Origin of the sequence: Pseudomonas grandcourensis (assembly GCF_039909015.1) — a bacterium.
GTDB classification, from domain to species: domain Bacteria; phylum Pseudomonadota; class Gammaproteobacteria; order Pseudomonadales; family Pseudomonadaceae; genus Aquipseudomonas; species Aquipseudomonas grandcourensis.
In genome coordinates, this window is record NZ_CP150919.1 from 5573500 (window position 1) to 5588358 (window position 14859).

A 14859-nucleotide genomic window follows, 5' to 3' on the forward strand; every position below is an offset into this window, starting at 1 on the left:
GGGCAATAAAAAAGGCCTCGCATCAGCGAGGCCTTTCATTTTGGCTTCAATCGGTTCAACTCTGCGGCCTCAATCCCTGAGTAAGTCCGAACATGAACAGCAACAAGTCATGATCGGGTCGAGTGGCCACGGATGCTTTGGCAACCCGTGGCAACGGACAATGTTCTTCTGCGTTTATCGAGCTGAGAACCTGGGGGCGTGGCTGCTCCCAGGTTGCCATCGCGATCGATGCAACTGCCAAGGCTCCTACCAGAAACAAACCTCGTGCAATTTCGAGTTTCATCGCTATAAACCCTTGATAGCGCTGCCAAACGCCGTCTCATAAAAGTAGATGAGTTTTTTCCAGTCTGCGTCGCTGAACGACGAGTGGCGACGCAACTGCTTCAAGTCATGGACAGCTGCGCGATTGGCGGTCAAACGCTGTCGAGCTTTCTCCAGATCGATCAGGGCTACTTCGACCTTGGCCGTCTCCCCCTCACCGGTCACGCGAACGAATACGTGCTTGTCGTAAAGGCAACCGTGCTGCCAGCGACCTTTGTGCATGCGAGCCAGGTTTTCAGCCAGGTCCTTGAGCACTCGTTCGTGTATGGCTTCCCCATGACGCTCGCGACCGCCACCGGCGTACCAGCGATCGATTTCCTCGTAGCCGTCCAGCGACTTGGTGACCAGCAAGGCACGCCACTTGTGTACAGGATCGCGCTGTGCGCCACAGAAAACGATTTCCGGAACCCGTACGCCAAGCGCGGTCACACCGATGAGCGCAGCATGCTCGCGCATTACCGTCGGCCGCCCGAAAGGGTGCTGCAAGCTACGATGGATATGCCCGGTCTGGCGCTTGACGTAGAGCAGTTGACCATCGCTGCCCATCAGGCGTTGAACGCCGCTTTCCCCACCGCGACGAACGTTGGGTTCTTCTACCCATTCACCGCGCTGATTCCAGAAGTAATCGAAGCGGTCCTGGGGAACGACTTCCGTTTCTGCTGCATACTGCACTGCCATCCTGTTACCTCTTGCGTAATACGTAAACTCGCCACATCGCATAGAGCGGCAAAAAGTCCAGTTGTTCCTGGATGCGGAAACCCGCCTGCTCAAATTCCTTTTCTACGGTAGCGGCCGGTAACACAAACCGGTTTTGGTAACCTTCCTGCCCACGGGTTTTCTCCGAACGCCTGCGTTTCCAAGCCTTGAAGTTGCCATCAACCCACAGCGAAATGATCACGCTGTCACGGGAAACCCGCTCGAATTCACGCAAAATAGCCATGCGATGCTCGGCATCACCGATGTGGTGGAGCAAGCGCATGCAAAAAATGCTGTCGACGGCGTTGTCCGGCAAGGCGATGTCGAATGCGGATGTGTGCAAGGGTTGTACCCGTTTCACCACATCGGCAGGTTGCGCCTGGGTTGCGATCTTCAGCATGGATTCCGAATTATCGGCCCCGATGATCACGCGGTTGGATTTTTCCGCCAGCAAGGGCCAGAAACGCCCTGCACCACAAGGCAAATCGAGGACCAGACCAGGCTCGCCGACCAGGGCCATCGCCTTACGCGCCAGTTGCTCGTCACGCCAATGGGACAATCGACGGCCGAGACCTTCCTGATGTTTGCGCAAATAGCGTTGGGCGTGTTGATCGTCGTACTTCTCTGAAAAATCGAGCTTGATCGGGCCGTCCATCATCAGGTCTCCTGAACTTCTGATAGCAACTACCTTAGATTTTTTGGTGTCGGCGACTGGTCATCCCTTTGTGAAAATATCGTTAGGGAAACACGGAAGTATTACAGGGTTTTACAAATTTGACAGGGCTTGCTGGATGCCTGGCTCAACAGATCAAGTTCGGGACAGTTCCACCTGAAAACGGCAACCACTGGGCTCCATCGTAGTCAGGCTGACGCTCCAGCCCTGGTTCTCACAGATCCGCTGCACCAGTGAAAGCCCCAGGCCCAGGCCTTCCCCGCGTTTTTCAGTGCCCCGAACGAAGGGTTCGAACATCGCCTCGCGTTTTTCCTCGGGAATGCCCACACCGCTGTCTTCGACCAGAAATCCCGTTCCCGTCAGAGTCAGACGAATGAAGCCTCGTTCGGTGTAGTGCAAGGCGTTGCGCAGCAAGTTCCCCATTACCGCATGCAGGAACGTCGCGTTGTAGCCCTTGGCCTCGGGGTCGCCCGGTTCAAAGATCAGTTCCAACCCTTTGCTTTCGATAGGTTCGCGCCACAGACCGAGCAGGTCCTCGGCCACCTGGCCCAGGGACTGCTGCGGCGACATGCTGGCGTCTTCGCGCTGGGCGCGGGCCAGCATCAGGAAGGTTTGCACCAGCTCACGCATTTCTTCACAGGCCCGGGCAATACGCTCGACCTGGGCGCGACCGCGCTGATCGAGACCTGGGTTTTCCAGCAACAACTCGCAGGAACTGGCCAGGACCATCAGGGGCGTACGCAATTCATGGCTGACGTCGCTGGTGAACAAACGTTCGCGGGTCAGGGCCTGCCGCAAGCGCCCGAGAGTGGCGTCGAAGGCCACGGCCAGTTCGCCCACTTCGTCGGCGGCATAATCCGGCGCCAAAGGGGGAGCCAAACCCAGCAGTTGATCGCGATGGCGTACCTGGCGGGCCAGCCGCACCACCGGCGCCATGACCTTGCGAGCCAGCACCCAGCCGAGAAATACCGCCAGTGCCAGGCTCAGCACGAAACCCACCAGCACCACGGCAAACAGCACCCGTTCACGCTCTTCGAAGTCGCTCTGGTCCTGCAACAGCACGTAACGTCGGCCGTCGACGATTTCGACCATGGCGTGATACGACAGGTTTTCACGGAACACTTCGTGGAAACCCGGCTCCAGGTGCCGCAAATCCTTGGGCAACCTGAAATCGCCTGGCCCGTTGCTGAAGTAGAACAATTGATCCGGCTCGGGGCGGTGGCTCCAGTCCATGACATTGTCCATCAACAACAGACGCTGCAAATCGCCGCCAAGACCTGCCGAAATCAGTTTTTCTTCCACCAGGTGCACGGTTGCCACGATGCCCATGGCAAAAGCACCTGCCACCAGTGCGCTCGTCAGCACAAAGGCAATGATGATGCGTTGAGCAAGGCTCTGCTTAAACTCCATCACGGCCCTCGGCCAAGCGATACCCCACACCGTGCACGGTTTGCAGCAATGGCCTGGCGAAAGGTTTGTCGATCACCTGACGCAGTTGGTGGACATGGCTGCGCAGGCTGTCGCTGTCGGGACAGTCATCGCCCCACAGGGCCTCTTCAAGGATTTCCCGGCGCAACACATGAGGGCTTTTCTGCATCAACACGGCCAGCAACTTCAGGCCGACCGGGTTGAGTTTCAGCAACCGGCCTTCGCGAGTGACTTCCAGAGTGTCGAGGTCATAGTTCAGGTCGCCGACCTGCAAGGTCCGCCGCCCGCCGCCCTGGGTACGGCGCATGACCGCTTCGATACGCGCCGCAAGCTCAGACAGGGCGAACGGTTTGATCAGGTAGTCATCGGCACCCGACTTGAAGCCTTGCAGGCGGTCATCCAGTTGATCGCGGGCCGTGAGCATGATCACCGGCGTTTCGCGACGGGCATCCTCGCGCAGGCGCTTGCACAGGGTGTAGCCGTCGATGCCGGGCAACATGATATCGAGCACGATCAAATCATAGTGCTCGGTGGCTGCCAGATGCAGGCCCGACAGACCATCCTGAGCGCAATCCACGGTATAACCTTTGAGCCCCAGGTAATCGGCCAGATTGGCCAGGATATCGCGGTTGTCTTCAACCAATAGAATTCGCATGGGTATCTCTCCGTCCACAGTAACGGCCGTCGTGGCCCGCGCAGCTTAAGGCCAAGTGTGGCTCACGGCTAGGGGAAGGCTGTGGGTGAATCAATTTGCTCAACCAGAAGGTATGATTGACAAGTTTTTCACTATCGATTCACACGCTAACAACAGCGGCCAGTGAAGACTGTCACGCGATTGATAATAAGGAATATCGAAAATGGACTATTTGAAGACAGCCCCCATGCGCTTTTTGCTGCTGGTCAGCGGCACTTGGCTGGCGATATTTTTTCTGACTCGAACAGTCCTGCTCCTCACCCATCTGGATGAAGCTGGTAGCGGATTTCTGTCGGTATTCGGTATCGGGCTACTCTACGACCTGGGTTTCATTGCCTACGCGGCACTGCCCATGGGACTCTACCTGTTGCTGTGCCCGCCGGCCCTTTGGCGCACCCGTGGCCACCGCTGGTTTCTTCAGGGTCTGCTGACGGTCAGTCTGTTCGCGATGTTGTTCACCTCGGTGGCCGAATGGCTGTTCTGGGATGAGTTCGGGGTGCGCTTCAACTTCATCGCCGTCGACTACCTGGTGTATTCCGACGAAGTGCTGAACAACCTGCTTGAGTCGTACCCGATCGGCACGCTGCTGAGTATCCTCGCCGTGGTGGCCGTGGTCCTGAGCCTTGCCTTGCGCAAAGCGTTCAACGCTGCACTCGATGCGCCGTTGCCGCCGCTGCGTGGCCGCTTGCTGAATGCACTCGGTTTGTTGATCGTCGCCGGCCTGAGCCTGCAGTTGCTCAGCCAGGACGCACCGCGCGCCCAGGGCGGCAACGCCTATCAGAACGAACTGGCGAGCAATGGTCCGTATCAATTCTTCGCGGCATTCCGCAACAACGAACTGGACTACCCGCAGTTCTACAAAACGCTGCCGGCGGCGGTCGTTGCGCAACAGATTCGCGCCGAACTGGCAGAACCCAATGCCCGCTTCGTAGGTGAGGACCCACAGGACATTCGCCGACAAATCGATAACCCAGGCACCCCGCGCAAGCCCAACATCGTGCTGGTCACCATTGAAAGCTTCAGCGCCAAGTACATGGGCAGCAACGGCGACACCCGCAACCTGACCCCCAACCTTGATGCCTTGCGCAAGCAGAGCCTGTATTTCAATAATTTCTACGCCACCGGCACCCGCACCGACCGCGGCCTGGAAGCGATTACCCTGGCGATCCCACCGACACCCGGTCGCTCGATCGTCAAGCGCGTGGGTCGTGAAAGCGGCTTTGCCAGCCTTGGCCAGCAACTCAATGCCGTGGGTTACGACAGCGTATTTGTCTACGGCGGCCGCGGTTATTTCGACAACATGAATGCGTTCTTTAGCGGCAATGGTTACCGCGTCGTGGACCAGAGCAGCGTCGAAGAGTCGGAGATTCACTTCAAGAATGCCTGGGGCATGGCAGACGAGGATCTCTACAACCAGTCACTGAAACTGGCCGATGCCGACTATGCCAAGCAGCAGCCATTCCTTCTGCAGCTGATGACGACGTCCAACCACCGTCCTTACACCTATCCGGACAACCGGATCGACATCAAGTCCGGCAACGGTCGTGACGGCGCGGTGAAATACACTGACTACGCCATCGGTCAATTCCTTGATCAGGCGCGCCAGAAACCCTGGTTCGACAATACAATCTTCATCTTTGTCGCCGACCACACCGCAGGCAGCGCCGGTAAGGAAGACTTGCCGATCGACAACTATCAGATTCCATTGTTCATCTATGCGCCCAAGTTGATCGAAGCTCGGGAAACGGCACAACTGGCCAGCCAGATCGATCTGGCGCCGACCTTGCTGGGCCTGCTCAATCTGGATTATGAGTCGACATTCTTTGGACGTAACCTGTTGCAGGATAATCCGCTGCCGGCACGGGTATTGGTCGGTAACTACCAGCACCTTGGGTTGTTCGACGGCAAGGACTTGGCGATTCTGAGCCCTCGCCAGGGATTGCGTCGTCACGATGACGCGCTGACCGATAGCCGCGAGTCTCGGTCGACCGCCGATGACCCGCTGATTACCCGCGCAATCACCTATTACCAAACCGCCAGTTATGGCTTCAAGCAACAGCTGCTTGGCTGGAAGGCGCCCAAGGAGGGTGCCGGTCAAGTCGGCGAACGTTAACCGAATCACCCCGGGCTGATGCCCCGGGGCTTTTCATTTGTTCAGGATCCACCATGTCATCAACCGCTGTCCGCCCCGCCCCTCGCGCGCTCAACTTCTGGGTGTGCCTGGGGGTTCCCGCCATTGCGGCGATCGTTCTGGTGTTGCTCGAACTGACCTCACTGGACATGGACCTCGCCAAGCTGTTCTACGACCCGGTCGCGGGGGACTTCATCGGACGACACAGTTACTTCCTGGAAAACATCCTGCATACCCGCGCCAAGCAAGTGGTCATCGCCTTCTCGGTGTTTGCCATCTTCGGCTACATCGCTTCGTTCTTCATGGCCAGGCTCAAACCGTTCAAGCGCGAGCTGGGTTGCCTGGTGCTGTCCCTGGGCCTGGCGACTTCCTTTGTCACGCCCATGAAAGCGGTGACAGCGGTGCAATGTCCCTGGAGCCTTGAGCAATTTGGCGGTCACGAGACCTACAGCGAATTGCTGAGCCATCGCCCGGCTACTGAAAAACCAGGTCGTTGCTGGCCCGGCGGCCATGCGGCCACCGGCTTCACCCTGTTCGCCCTGTTTTTCGTACTGCGTGACCGTCGCCCGCGCATGGCGCGTGCAGCGTTCGTCTTCGCCTTCGCCCTCGGCTCGGTGTTCTCCATCGGGCGGATGATGCAGGGCGCGCACTTCTTCTCGCACAACGTGTGGACGGCGGTGTTCTGCTGGCTGATATGTCTGGGGTCGTATTACTACGTTCTGTATCGACCGGCGTTGAAGGCTGAACGCGGGACCACTGCAGAACCTGTCGGCGCCTGATCTGACGCCTCCGCGGGCAAGCCACGCTCCCACAGAGACGATGCAGATCCTGTGGGAGCGTGGCTTGCCCGCGATGGGCGCGACGCGATCTCCAGCCAACCCCAAATTGAAGGCAATAAAAAACCCCGCCTGCTTTCGCAGGCGGGGTTTTTTCGTACAGGGGTAAGGCTGGCTTACATCATGCCGCCCATGCCGCCCATACCGCCCATGTCTGGCATACCGCCGCCAGCACCACCGTCTTTCTTCGGTGCGTCAGCAACAGCAGCTTCGGTGGTCAGGATCAGACCGCCGATAGACGATGCAGCTTGCAGCGCGGAACGGGTGACCTTGGTTGGGTCCAGGATGCCCATTTCGATCATGTCGCCGTATTCGCCAGTCGCAGCGTTGTAACCGAAGTTACCTTTGCCGTTCTTGACTTCGTTGACCACAACGCTTGGCTCGTCACCGCTGTTGGCAGCGATCTGACGCAGCGGTGCTTCAACGGCACGGCGCAGAACAGCGATACCTACGTCCTGATCAGCGTTGTCGCCTTTCAGATCGTTCAGGGTTTGCAGAGCGCGGATCAGCGCAACGCCACCGCCAGGTACCACGCCTTCTTCAACGGCTGCACGGGTAGCGTGCAGGGCGTCTTCAACGCGGGCTTTCTTCTCTTTCATTTCAACTTCGGAACCAGCGCCAACCTTGATCACTGCAACGCCGCCGGACAGCTTCGCCAGACGCTCTTGCAGTTTTTCACGGTCGTAGTCCGAGGAAGTTTCGGCAACCTGAGCACGGATCTGAGCAATGCGGGACTCGATGTCGCCAGCTACGCCAGCACCGTCAACGATGATGGTGTTTTCCTTGGAGATGGTCACGCGCTTGGCGCTGCCCAGGTTTTCCAGGGTGGCTGCTTCCAGGCTCAGGCCGATCTCTTCGGAGATAACGGTACCGCCGGTCAGAACGGCGATGTCCTGCAGCATGGCCTTGCGGCGGTCGCCGAAGCCTGGAGCCTTGACGGCTGCGACTTTAACGATGCCACGCATGTTGTTCACGACCAGAGTCGCCAGGGCTTCGCCTTCAACGTCTTCGGAAACGATCAGCAGTGGACGGCCGGCTTTGGCAACGGCTTCCAGCACTGGCAGCATTTCGCGGATGTTCGAGATCTTTTTGTCGACCAGCAGAACCAGCGGGTTGTCCAGCTCGGCAACCATGGTTTCCGGCTTGTTGACGAAGTACGGGGACAGGTAGCCACGGTCGAACTGCATGCCTTCAACAACCGACAGTTCGTTTTCCAGGCCAGTGCCTTCTTCAACGGTGATCACGCCTTCTTTACCGACTTTTTCCATGGCTTCGGCAATGATGTCGCCGATGGAGTTGTCGGAGTTGGCCGAGATGGTGCCAACCTGAGCGATTGCCTTGGTGTCAGCGCATGGCTTGGACAGGTTTTTCAGCTCTTTGACGATAGCGATGGTCGCTTTGTCGATACCACGCTTGAGGTCCATCGGGTTCATGCCGGCAGCGACGGCTTTCAGGCCTTCGTTGACGATCGACTGAGCCAGAACGGTAGCGGTGGTGGTGCCGTCGCCTGCGTCATCGTTGGCACGGGAGGCAACGTCTTTGACCAGCTGCGCGCCCATGTTTTCGAAACGGTCTTCCAGTTCGATTTCTTTTGCTACGGAAACGCCGTCCTTGGTGATGGTCGGAGCGCCGAAGCTCTTCTCGATGATCACGTTACGGCCTTTCGGGCCCAGGGTCGCTTTTACTGCGTCAGCCAGGACGTTGACGCCCTTGAGCATTTTTTTACGGGCGGAATCGCCAAACAGAACTTCTTTAGCAGCCATGATCGATATTCCTTAAATACTTTGTAGTAGCGGGAAAATGAACGGGGGTATCAGCCTTCGATAACGGCGAGAATTTCGTTCTCGCTCATTACCAGCAGGTCTTCGCCGTCGACTTTCACAGTGTTGCTGCCGGAGTAAGGACCGAACACAACCTTGTCGCCCACTTTAACGGCCAGTGCACGCACTTCACCGTTGTCCAGTACGCGGCCGGTGCCGACAGCGAGGATTTCGCCGCTGTTGGCTTTTTCAGCAGCCGAACCTGGCAGGACGATACCGCCAGCGGTTTTCTTTTCTTCTTCGCTGCGACGGATGACGACGCGGTCATGCAGAGGACGAAGCTTCATTGTCGATCTCTCCTAATTGTGGTTTTCATCGGCCGGTGTAGTCCCGGCGGGTTTAACAAAGGCCGGCGGTGCCGGTTGCGGTTCGTCAAGCGAACCGCGGAAGTCTGTCTGGCGTATTCGCCAGAAACCTTGCGGTGACCGTTACATAAGGGCGCATAAGCTTATTACAAGGGCAGGGATCGAAAAAATTTCAGTTCGCGGCCCCGCAAACGAACACGGCACCCGAAGGTGCCGTGTCGATGTGCGTATTACTTGGTATCGCGGTGTTCGAACTCGCCTTCGATCACGTTGGGCTCGCGGCCCAGCGGCTCGCGAGGTGCCGGGCCGCCACGGGCCTGGAGGTCATCGGCGAACGCTCGCTGACGCATCGCCTGCTCTTCGGCGCGCTGGCGCATTTTATTGGCCAGCAGGCGACGACTGAACGGCAGCAGCATGAACAGGCCGATCACATCGCTGATGAAGCCCGGAAGAATCAGCAGGCCACCGGCCAATGCCAGCATCAGGCCTTCGAGCATGGTCTGGGCCGGCAGTTCGCCGCGGCTCAGGCTTTCACGGGCACGCAGGGCCGTGGCCAGGCCGGCGATACGCAGCACGAACACGCCGAACATCGAGCCGAGAATGATCAGCAACAGGGCCGGGAAAAACCCGATGGACCCTGCCACCTTGACGAATACGAACAGCTCCAACACCGGGAACAGCAGAAAGAGCAACAAAAAAGGGCGCATCAAATGGTTCCTCAACGCAAGAATGCCTTGCCAGTTCACCTTAGATGACGTCGCCGTTTCGTGATTTCAAGCGCCGGCCGCTTCATTTTTCGGCCAATGCTCGGCGTGGGCCAGATAAACCAAGGCTTCGCGAACTTGTGTCGGCGTATTACAAGGCGCTTGAAACGGCAGCCAGTACAGACTTTGACCGATGCGCAGGTGCATGCCTTCGGTATCGATACCGACCATTTGCGTCGGCACGTTTTTCGGCAGCCCGGCCAGATCGACGTAATGGGCGATGGCCTTGGCATGATCGGCGTTCATGTGCTCGACCATGCTCACTTCAGCCTTGCCGGCGAACGGGTTGGCCAGGGTCAGCTCGTTGACCCAATGAATCGCGCCAAAACCGCCTATGTAACGGTGGCGTACAGGCTCAAGCACCCAGAAATCGAAATCGTGGGCCTTGTGATAACCCTGCGACTCCGGGAAGTAGCGGTAGTAACGCTCGGAAGCAGCGTCGATGGCGGCGGCGTCTTCGAGCTGCTGCGCCTCAGCCAGGTAAGTCAGTCGACCAACGGCCTGGACATCTTCAGCGCCACGTTCGCCAACAAAGAGCGAGCACTTCGGATCTTTCTGCAGATTATGCGTGTGCTGGGCGATGCGGCTGATCAGGATCAGCGGCCGGCCCTGCTCGTCCAGGCAGTACGGAACCACGGAGCCGAACGGAAAACCGGGCATCGACTTGGAGTGCGTCGAGAGCACCCCACGGTATTCCTTGAGGAGCAATTCTCGTGCATGCTTAGTCGCTTCAACGCTCAATTTATGACTCCTTAAATAGAATCCGTCAGAAAAACGGACGAGCTGCTGGTGAAAGTCCCAGCACGCCATCGGGGCAGTTCTCATGTGCAGCCGGGCCGCATCAGGCGCAGATCGAGAGGCTCTCTACAAGGAAAACACTCAGACCTGCTACCGGGGCATGCGAATGCAACTCACTGACAAAGTAATCATTATCACTGGCGGGTGCCAGGGTTTAGGCCGCTCCATGGCCGAGTATTTCGCCGCCAAGGGCGCGAAACTCGCGCTGGTGGACCTGAACCAGGAAAAACTCGACGACGCCGTCGCGGCCTGCAAGGCCCAGGGTGTCGAGGCCCGCGCCTACCTGTGCAACGTGGCCAACGAAGAACAAGTCACCCACATGGTTGCCCAGGTCGCTGAAGACTTCGGCGCGATCCATGGCTTGATCAACAACGCCGGGATCCTGCGCGACGGCCTGTTGCTCAAGGTCAAGGATGGCGAAATGACCAAGATGAGCCTGGCCCAATGGCAGGCCGTCATCGACGTCAACCTGACCGGCGTGTTCCTGTGCACCCGTGAAGTCGCGGCGAAAATGGTCGAGCTGAACAACAGCGGCGCGATCATCAATATCTCTTCGATTTCCCGCGCCGGCAACGTCGGTCAGACCAACTACTCCGCCGCCAAGGCCGGTGTTGCTGCGGCGACCGTGACCTGGGCCAAGGAACTGGCACGTTACGGCATTCGCGTCGCCGGCATTGCACCGGGCTTCATCGAAACCGAAATGACCCTGGGCATGAAGCCGGAAGCACTGGAGAAGATGACTGCAGGGATTCCGCTCAAGCGCATGGGCAAGCCTGAAGAAATCGCCCATTCGGCGGCTTACATCTTCGAGAACGACTATTACACCGGTCGGACTCTGGAGATGGATGGCGGGTTGCGGATCTAAAGCAAGATCAAAAGATCGCAGCCTGCGGCAGCTCCTACATGGGATTGATGTTCACCCTTTAGGATCTGCCGCAGGCTGCGATCTTTCAACAGGCGACCGGAATCAATCGTCGCTGACGCTGATATTCGGCATCGCCGGCGTCAACGCTTCCTGCAACACGATCCTCGCGCCAACGTGACGGGCCAGTTCCTGGTAAACCATGGCAATCTGGCTGTCAGGCTCGGCGATCACCGTTGGCTTGCCGCCATCGGCCTGTTCGCGGATGACCATCGACAGCGGCAGCGAAGCCAGCAGCTCGACGCCGTACTGGTTGGCCAGCTTCACGCCACCGCCCTCACCGAACAGATGCTCGGCATGTCCGCAGTTGGAGCAGATGTGCACGGCCATGTTTTCCACCACGCCCAGCACCGGAATGTTGACCTTGCGGAACATTTCCACGCCTTTGCGCGCGTCCAGCAATGCCAGGTCCTGCGGGGTGGTCACGATGACCGCACCGGCCACTGGCACTTTCTGCGCCAGGGTCAGCTGGATATCGCCGGTGCCTGGCGGCATGTCGATGACCAGGTAATCCAGGTCGCCCCACGCGGTTTGGGTCACCAATTGCAACAAGGCGCCGGAGACCATCGGCCCGCGCCAGACCATCGGCGTGTTGTCATCGGTCAGGAACGCCATGGACATCACTTCAACGCCATGGGACTTGAGCGGAACGAACCACTTCTGATCCTTGACCTCGGGGCGAGTGCGCTCGGGGATGCCGAACATGATGCCCTGGCTCGGGCCGTAGATGTCTGCATCAAGAATCCCGACCTTGGCACCTTCGCGGGCCAGGGCCAGGGCCAGGTTGGCCGCCGTGGTGGATTTGCCCACGCCGCCCTTGCCGGATGCCACGGCCACCACATTTTTAACGTTCGCCAGGCCCGGAATCTGCGCCTGAGCCTTGTGCGCAGCGATCACGCTGGTGATTTCGACCTTGGCACTTGCCACGCCATCCAGACCCTGAATGGCCATTTCCAGCATCTGCGCCCAGCCACTCTTGAACAGACCGGCGGCGTAACCCAGTTCTAGCTGAACGCTGACGCGCTCGCCCTGGATCTCGATGTTGCGCACGCACCCGGCGCTGACCGGGTCCTGGTTCAGGTAAGGGTCGGTGTATTGGCGAAGGACGGCTTCCACCGCTGCGCGATTGACGGCGCTCATGGGCAACTCCGAAAACAGGACTGGAAAAGATGATGGGTATCGTACCTGTTCTAAGCGTTCGGCGGGATGTTGAAAAGATCGCAGCCTGCACCTGTTACTCATCCAATGAAACAGGCTCACAGGGTGAAAAATATGCGCCGGCGCTTTATAGTGGCCGACCTCCGTTTCATCAAGTAGCCGAGCCCCATGTCCGAGCCACGCAAGATCCTCGTCACCAGCGCCCTGCCCTATGCCAATGGTTCGATCCACCTTGGCCATATGCTGGAATACATCCAGACCGATATGTGGGTGCGCTTCCAGAAGCACCGCGGCAACCAATGCATCTATGTCTGTGCTGACGACGCCCACGGATCGGCGATCATGCTGCGCGCGGAAAAGGAAGGCATCACCCCGGAACAACTGATCGCCAACGTCCAGGCTGAACACAGCGCCGACTTTGCCGACTTTATGGTGGACTTCGACAATTTCCACTCCACTCACGCCGAAGAAAACCGCGAGCTGTCGAGCCAGATCTACCTGAAGCTGCGTGACGCCGGGCACATCGCCACGCGCTCGATCACCCAGTATTTCGACCCGGAAAAGAAAATGTTCCTGGCCGACCGCTTCATCAAGGGCACCTGCCCGAAATGCGGCACTGAGGACCAGTACGGCGACAACTGCGAAAAATGCGGCGCGACCTACGCACCGACCGACCTGAAGGATCCGAAGTCTGCGATTTCCGGCGCCACCCCGGTGCTCAAGGATTCCCAGCACTTCTTCTTCAAGCTGCCAGACTTCCAGCAAATGCTGCAAACCTGGACCCGCAGCGGCACCCTGCAGGACGCCGTGGCCAACAAGATCGCCGAATGGCTGGATGCCGGCCTGCAACAGTGGGACATCTCCCGCGATGCGCCGTATTTCGGTTTTGAAATCCCCGACGAGCCGGGCAAATACTTCTACGTGTGGCTGGATGCGCCGATCGGCTACATGGCCAGCTTCAAGAACCTGTGCAACCGCACGCTGGAGCTGGACTTCGACGCGTTCTGGGGCAAGGACTCCACCGCCGAGCTGTACCACTTCATCGGCAAGGACATCGTCAACTTCCACGCCCTGTTCTGGCCAGCCATGCTCGAAGGCGCGGGCTACCGCAAGCCAACCGGGATCAACGTACACGGCTACCTGACCGTCAACGGCCAGAAGATGTCCAAGTCCCGCGGCACCTTCATCAAGGCCCGGACCTACCTGGATCACCTGTCGCCGGAATACCTGCGTTATTACTACGCGGCCAAGCTGGGCCGTGGCGTCGATGACCTCGACCTGAACCTCGAAGACTTCGTGCAGAAGGTCAACTCCGACCTGGTGGGCAAAGTCGTCAACATCGCCAGCCGTTGTGCCGGTTTCATCAACAAGGGCAATGCCGGCGTGATGGTCGACACCAACGCCGCGCCTGAACTGACCGAAGCCTTCCTGGCCGCCGCGCCAAGCATTGCCGACGCCTATGAAGCCCGCGACTTCGCCCGCGCCATGCGCGAGATCATGGGCCTGGCCGACCGCGCCAACGCCTGGATCGCCGACAAGGCACCGTGGTCATTGAACAAGCAGGAAGGCAAACAGGATGAAGTCCAGGCCATCTGCGCCACCGGCGTCAACCTGTTCCGTCAACTGGTGATCTTCCTCAAACCGGTGCTGCCACTGCTGGCCGCCGACGCCGAGGCGTTCCTCAACGTCGCGCCGCTGACCTGGAACGACCACACGACCTTGCTCAGCAATCACCAGCTGAACGAGTTTAAGCCGTTGATGACCCGTATCGACCCGGTCAAGGTGCAAGCCATGACCGACGCCTCGAAAGAAGACCTGACCGCCAGCCAGACCGACACCGGCGCAGCTGCACCGGCCGGCAACGGCGAACTGGCCAAGGATCCGCTGTCGCCGGAAATCGAGTTCGACACCTTCGCGGCAGTCGATTTGCGTGTCGCGCTGATCGTCAAGGCCGAACACGTGGAAGGCGCCGACAAGCTGCTGCGCCTGACCCTGGACATCGGTGACGAGCAACGCAACGTGTTCTCCGGGATCAAGAGCGCTTATCCGGACCCGTCGAAGCTCGATGGTCGCCTGACCATGATGATCGCCAACCTCAAGCCACGGAAAATGAAGTTCGGCATCTCCGAAGGCATGGTGATGGCAGCCGGCCCTGGCGGTGAAGAGATCTACCTGCTCAGCCCTGACAGCGGCGCCAAGCCGGGCCAGCGCATCAAGTAAGGTCTGCGGCAAATCGATCCCACAGTCGTGCCTGGCGCGGCTGTGGGATTTTCATGTCTGGCCCACCCTCCGTCCTTGCCGGATAATGCCTAC

14 protein-coding genes are annotated in these 14859 nt (G+C 58.9%); 4 read left to right on the top strand and 10 right to left on the bottom strand.

The features are described from left to right. Positions 1–55: 55 nt before the first annotated feature. The 5 genes from AABM52_RS24940 to colR all read right to left on the bottom strand — a co-directional run bounded on the left by AABM52_RS24940 (position 56) and on the right by colR (position 3773). The gene (locus AABM52_RS24940) at positions 56–283 is read right to left on the bottom strand and encodes a hypothetical protein (protein ID WP_347908751.1); all 228 of its coding nucleotides are present in this window, start codon (positions 281–283) and stop codon (positions 56–58) included. A gap of 2 nt (positions 284–285) precedes the next feature. Beyond that, positions 286–999, bottom strand: a complete 714-nt coding sequence (locus tag AABM52_RS24945) for a lipopolysaccharide kinase InaA family protein (RefSeq protein ID WP_347908753.1) — start codon at positions 997–999, stop codon at positions 286–288. Positions 1000–1003: 4 nt separating this feature from the next. Beyond that, entirely contained in the window at positions 1004–1672 is a 669-nt protein-coding gene (locus AABM52_RS24950; RefSeq protein WP_347912685.1) for a class I SAM-dependent methyltransferase, read from the bottom strand. Positions 1673–1825: 153 nt separating this feature from the next. After that, positions 1826–3100, bottom strand: coding sequence for a HAMP domain-containing sensor histidine kinase (locus AABM52_RS24955; protein ID WP_347908755.1), 1275 nt, complete (start codon positions 3098–3100; stop codon positions 1826–1828). Further along, a complete protein-coding gene (gene colR / locus AABM52_RS24960; RefSeq protein WP_347908757.1) occupies positions 3090–3773 on the bottom strand; it encodes a two-component system response regulator ColR in 684 nt (227 codons plus the stop codon). Before colR ends, AABM52_RS24955 begins: the two co-directional genes overlap by 11 nt. A gap of 202 nt (positions 3774–3975) precedes the next feature. On the opposite strand from colR, the gene AABM52_RS24965 reads away from it, so the two are divergent. Both AABM52_RS24965 and AABM52_RS24970 read left to right on the top strand, forming a co-directional pair. Further along, on the top strand, positions 3976–5925 hold the full coding sequence (locus tag AABM52_RS24965) for an LTA synthase family protein (protein ID WP_347908759.1): 1950 nt from the start codon (positions 3976–3978) through the stop codon (positions 5923–5925). Positions 5926–5978: 53 nt separating this feature from the next. Continuing rightward, positions 5979–6722 (top strand): phosphatase PAP2 family protein, encoded by a 744-nt coding sequence (locus AABM52_RS24970; RefSeq protein WP_347908761.1) that lies wholly within the window; start codon positions 5979–5981, stop codon positions 6720–6722. A 173-nt stretch (positions 6723–6895) separates the two neighbouring features. Here the strand turns inward: AABM52_RS24970 and groL are convergent, their stop codons facing one another. From groL to AABM52_RS24990, 4 genes are all read right to left on the bottom strand, one after another. Then, complete coding sequence (gene groL, locus AABM52_RS24975; protein ID WP_008053540.1) at positions 6896–8542, bottom strand: chaperonin GroEL; 1647 nt, start codon at positions 8540–8542, stop codon at positions 6896–6898. Positions 8543–8592: 50 nt separating this feature from the next. Then, positions 8593–8886 carry a co-chaperone GroES gene (locus tag AABM52_RS24980; protein WP_047532658.1) on the bottom strand — a complete coding sequence of 98 codons (294 nt, stop codon included), beginning with the start codon at positions 8884–8886 and terminating at the stop codon, positions 8593–8595. A gap of 248 nt (positions 8887–9134) precedes the next feature. Next, complete coding sequence (locus AABM52_RS24985; RefSeq protein ID WP_008053539.1) at positions 9135–9611, bottom strand: FxsA family protein; 477 nt, start codon at positions 9609–9611, stop codon at positions 9135–9137. 66 nt (positions 9612–9677) lie between these two features. Continuing rightward, positions 9678–10409: a HugZ family protein gene (locus tag AABM52_RS24990; RefSeq protein WP_347908763.1), complete on the bottom strand. Its 732-nt coding sequence runs from the start codon at positions 10407–10409 to the stop codon at positions 9678–9680. A 163-nt stretch (positions 10410–10572) separates the two neighbouring features. Between AABM52_RS24990 and AABM52_RS24995 the strand changes: the two genes are divergently transcribed. Then, entirely contained in the window at positions 10573–11331 is a 759-nt protein-coding gene (locus AABM52_RS24995; protein WP_347908765.1) for an SDR family oxidoreductase, read from the top strand. A 102-nt stretch (positions 11332–11433) separates the two neighbouring features. On the opposite strand, the gene apbC is transcribed toward AABM52_RS24995, so the two are convergent. After that, positions 11434–12528, bottom strand: coding sequence for an iron-sulfur cluster carrier protein ApbC (gene apbC, locus AABM52_RS25000; RefSeq protein ID WP_095943841.1), 1095 nt, complete (start codon positions 12526–12528; stop codon positions 11434–11436). A gap of 186 nt (positions 12529–12714) precedes the next feature. Here apbC and metG point away from each other — a divergent pair, with 186 nt between their 5' ends. Continuing rightward, on the top strand, positions 12715–14766 hold the full coding sequence (metG, locus tag AABM52_RS25005) for a methionine--tRNA ligase (protein ID WP_347908767.1): 2052 nt from the start codon (positions 12715–12717) through the stop codon (positions 14764–14766). Positions 14767–14859: the final 93 nt, after the last annotated feature.

Excerpts from the sequence above, each read along its gene's own strand:
- AABM52_RS24940 (WP_347908751.1), bottom strand. The coding sequence starts at position 283 with ATGAAACTCGAAATTGCACGAGGTTTGTTTCTGGTAGGAGCCTTGGCA.
- AABM52_RS24945 (WP_347908753.1), bottom strand. The coding sequence starts at position 999 with ATGGCAGTGCAGTATGCAGCAGAAACGGAAGTCGTTCCCCAGGACCGC.
- AABM52_RS24950 (WP_347912685.1), bottom strand. The coding sequence starts at position 1,672 with ATGGACGGCCCGATCAAGCTCGATTTTTCAGAGAAGTACGACGATCAA.
- AABM52_RS24955 (WP_347908755.1), bottom strand. The coding sequence starts at position 3,100 with ATGGAGTTTAAGCAGAGCCTTGCTCAACGCATCATCATTGCCTTTGTG.
- colR (WP_347908757.1), bottom strand. The coding sequence starts at position 3,773 with ATGCGAATTCTATTGGTTGAAGACAACCGCGATATCCTGGCCAATCTG.
- AABM52_RS24965 (WP_347908759.1), top strand. The coding sequence starts at position 3,976 with ATGGACTATTTGAAGACAGCCCCCATGCGCTTTTTGCTGCTGGTCAGC.
- AABM52_RS24970 (WP_347908761.1), top strand. The coding sequence starts at position 5,979 with ATGTCATCAACCGCTGTCCGCCCCGCCCCTCGCGCGCTCAACTTCTGG.
- groL (WP_008053540.1), bottom strand. The coding sequence starts at position 8,542 with ATGGCTGCTAAAGAAGTTCTGTTTGGCGATTCCGCCCGTAAAAAAATG.
- AABM52_RS24980 (WP_047532658.1), bottom strand. The coding sequence starts at position 8,886 with ATGAAGCTTCGTCCTCTGCATGACCGCGTCGTCATCCGTCGCAGCGAA.
- AABM52_RS24985 (WP_008053539.1), bottom strand. The coding sequence starts at position 9,611 with ATGCGCCCTTTTTTGTTGCTCTTTCTGCTGTTCCCGGTGTTGGAGCTG.
- AABM52_RS24995 (WP_347908765.1), top strand. The coding sequence starts at position 10,573 with ATGCAACTCACTGACAAAGTAATCATTATCACTGGCGGGTGCCAGGGT.
- apbC (WP_095943841.1), bottom strand. The coding sequence starts at position 12,528 with ATGAGCGCCGTCAATCGCGCAGCGGTGGAAGCCGTCCTTCGCCAATAC.
- metG (WP_347908767.1), top strand. The coding sequence starts at position 12,715 with ATGTCCGAGCCACGCAAGATCCTCGTCACCAGCGCCCTGCCCTATGCC.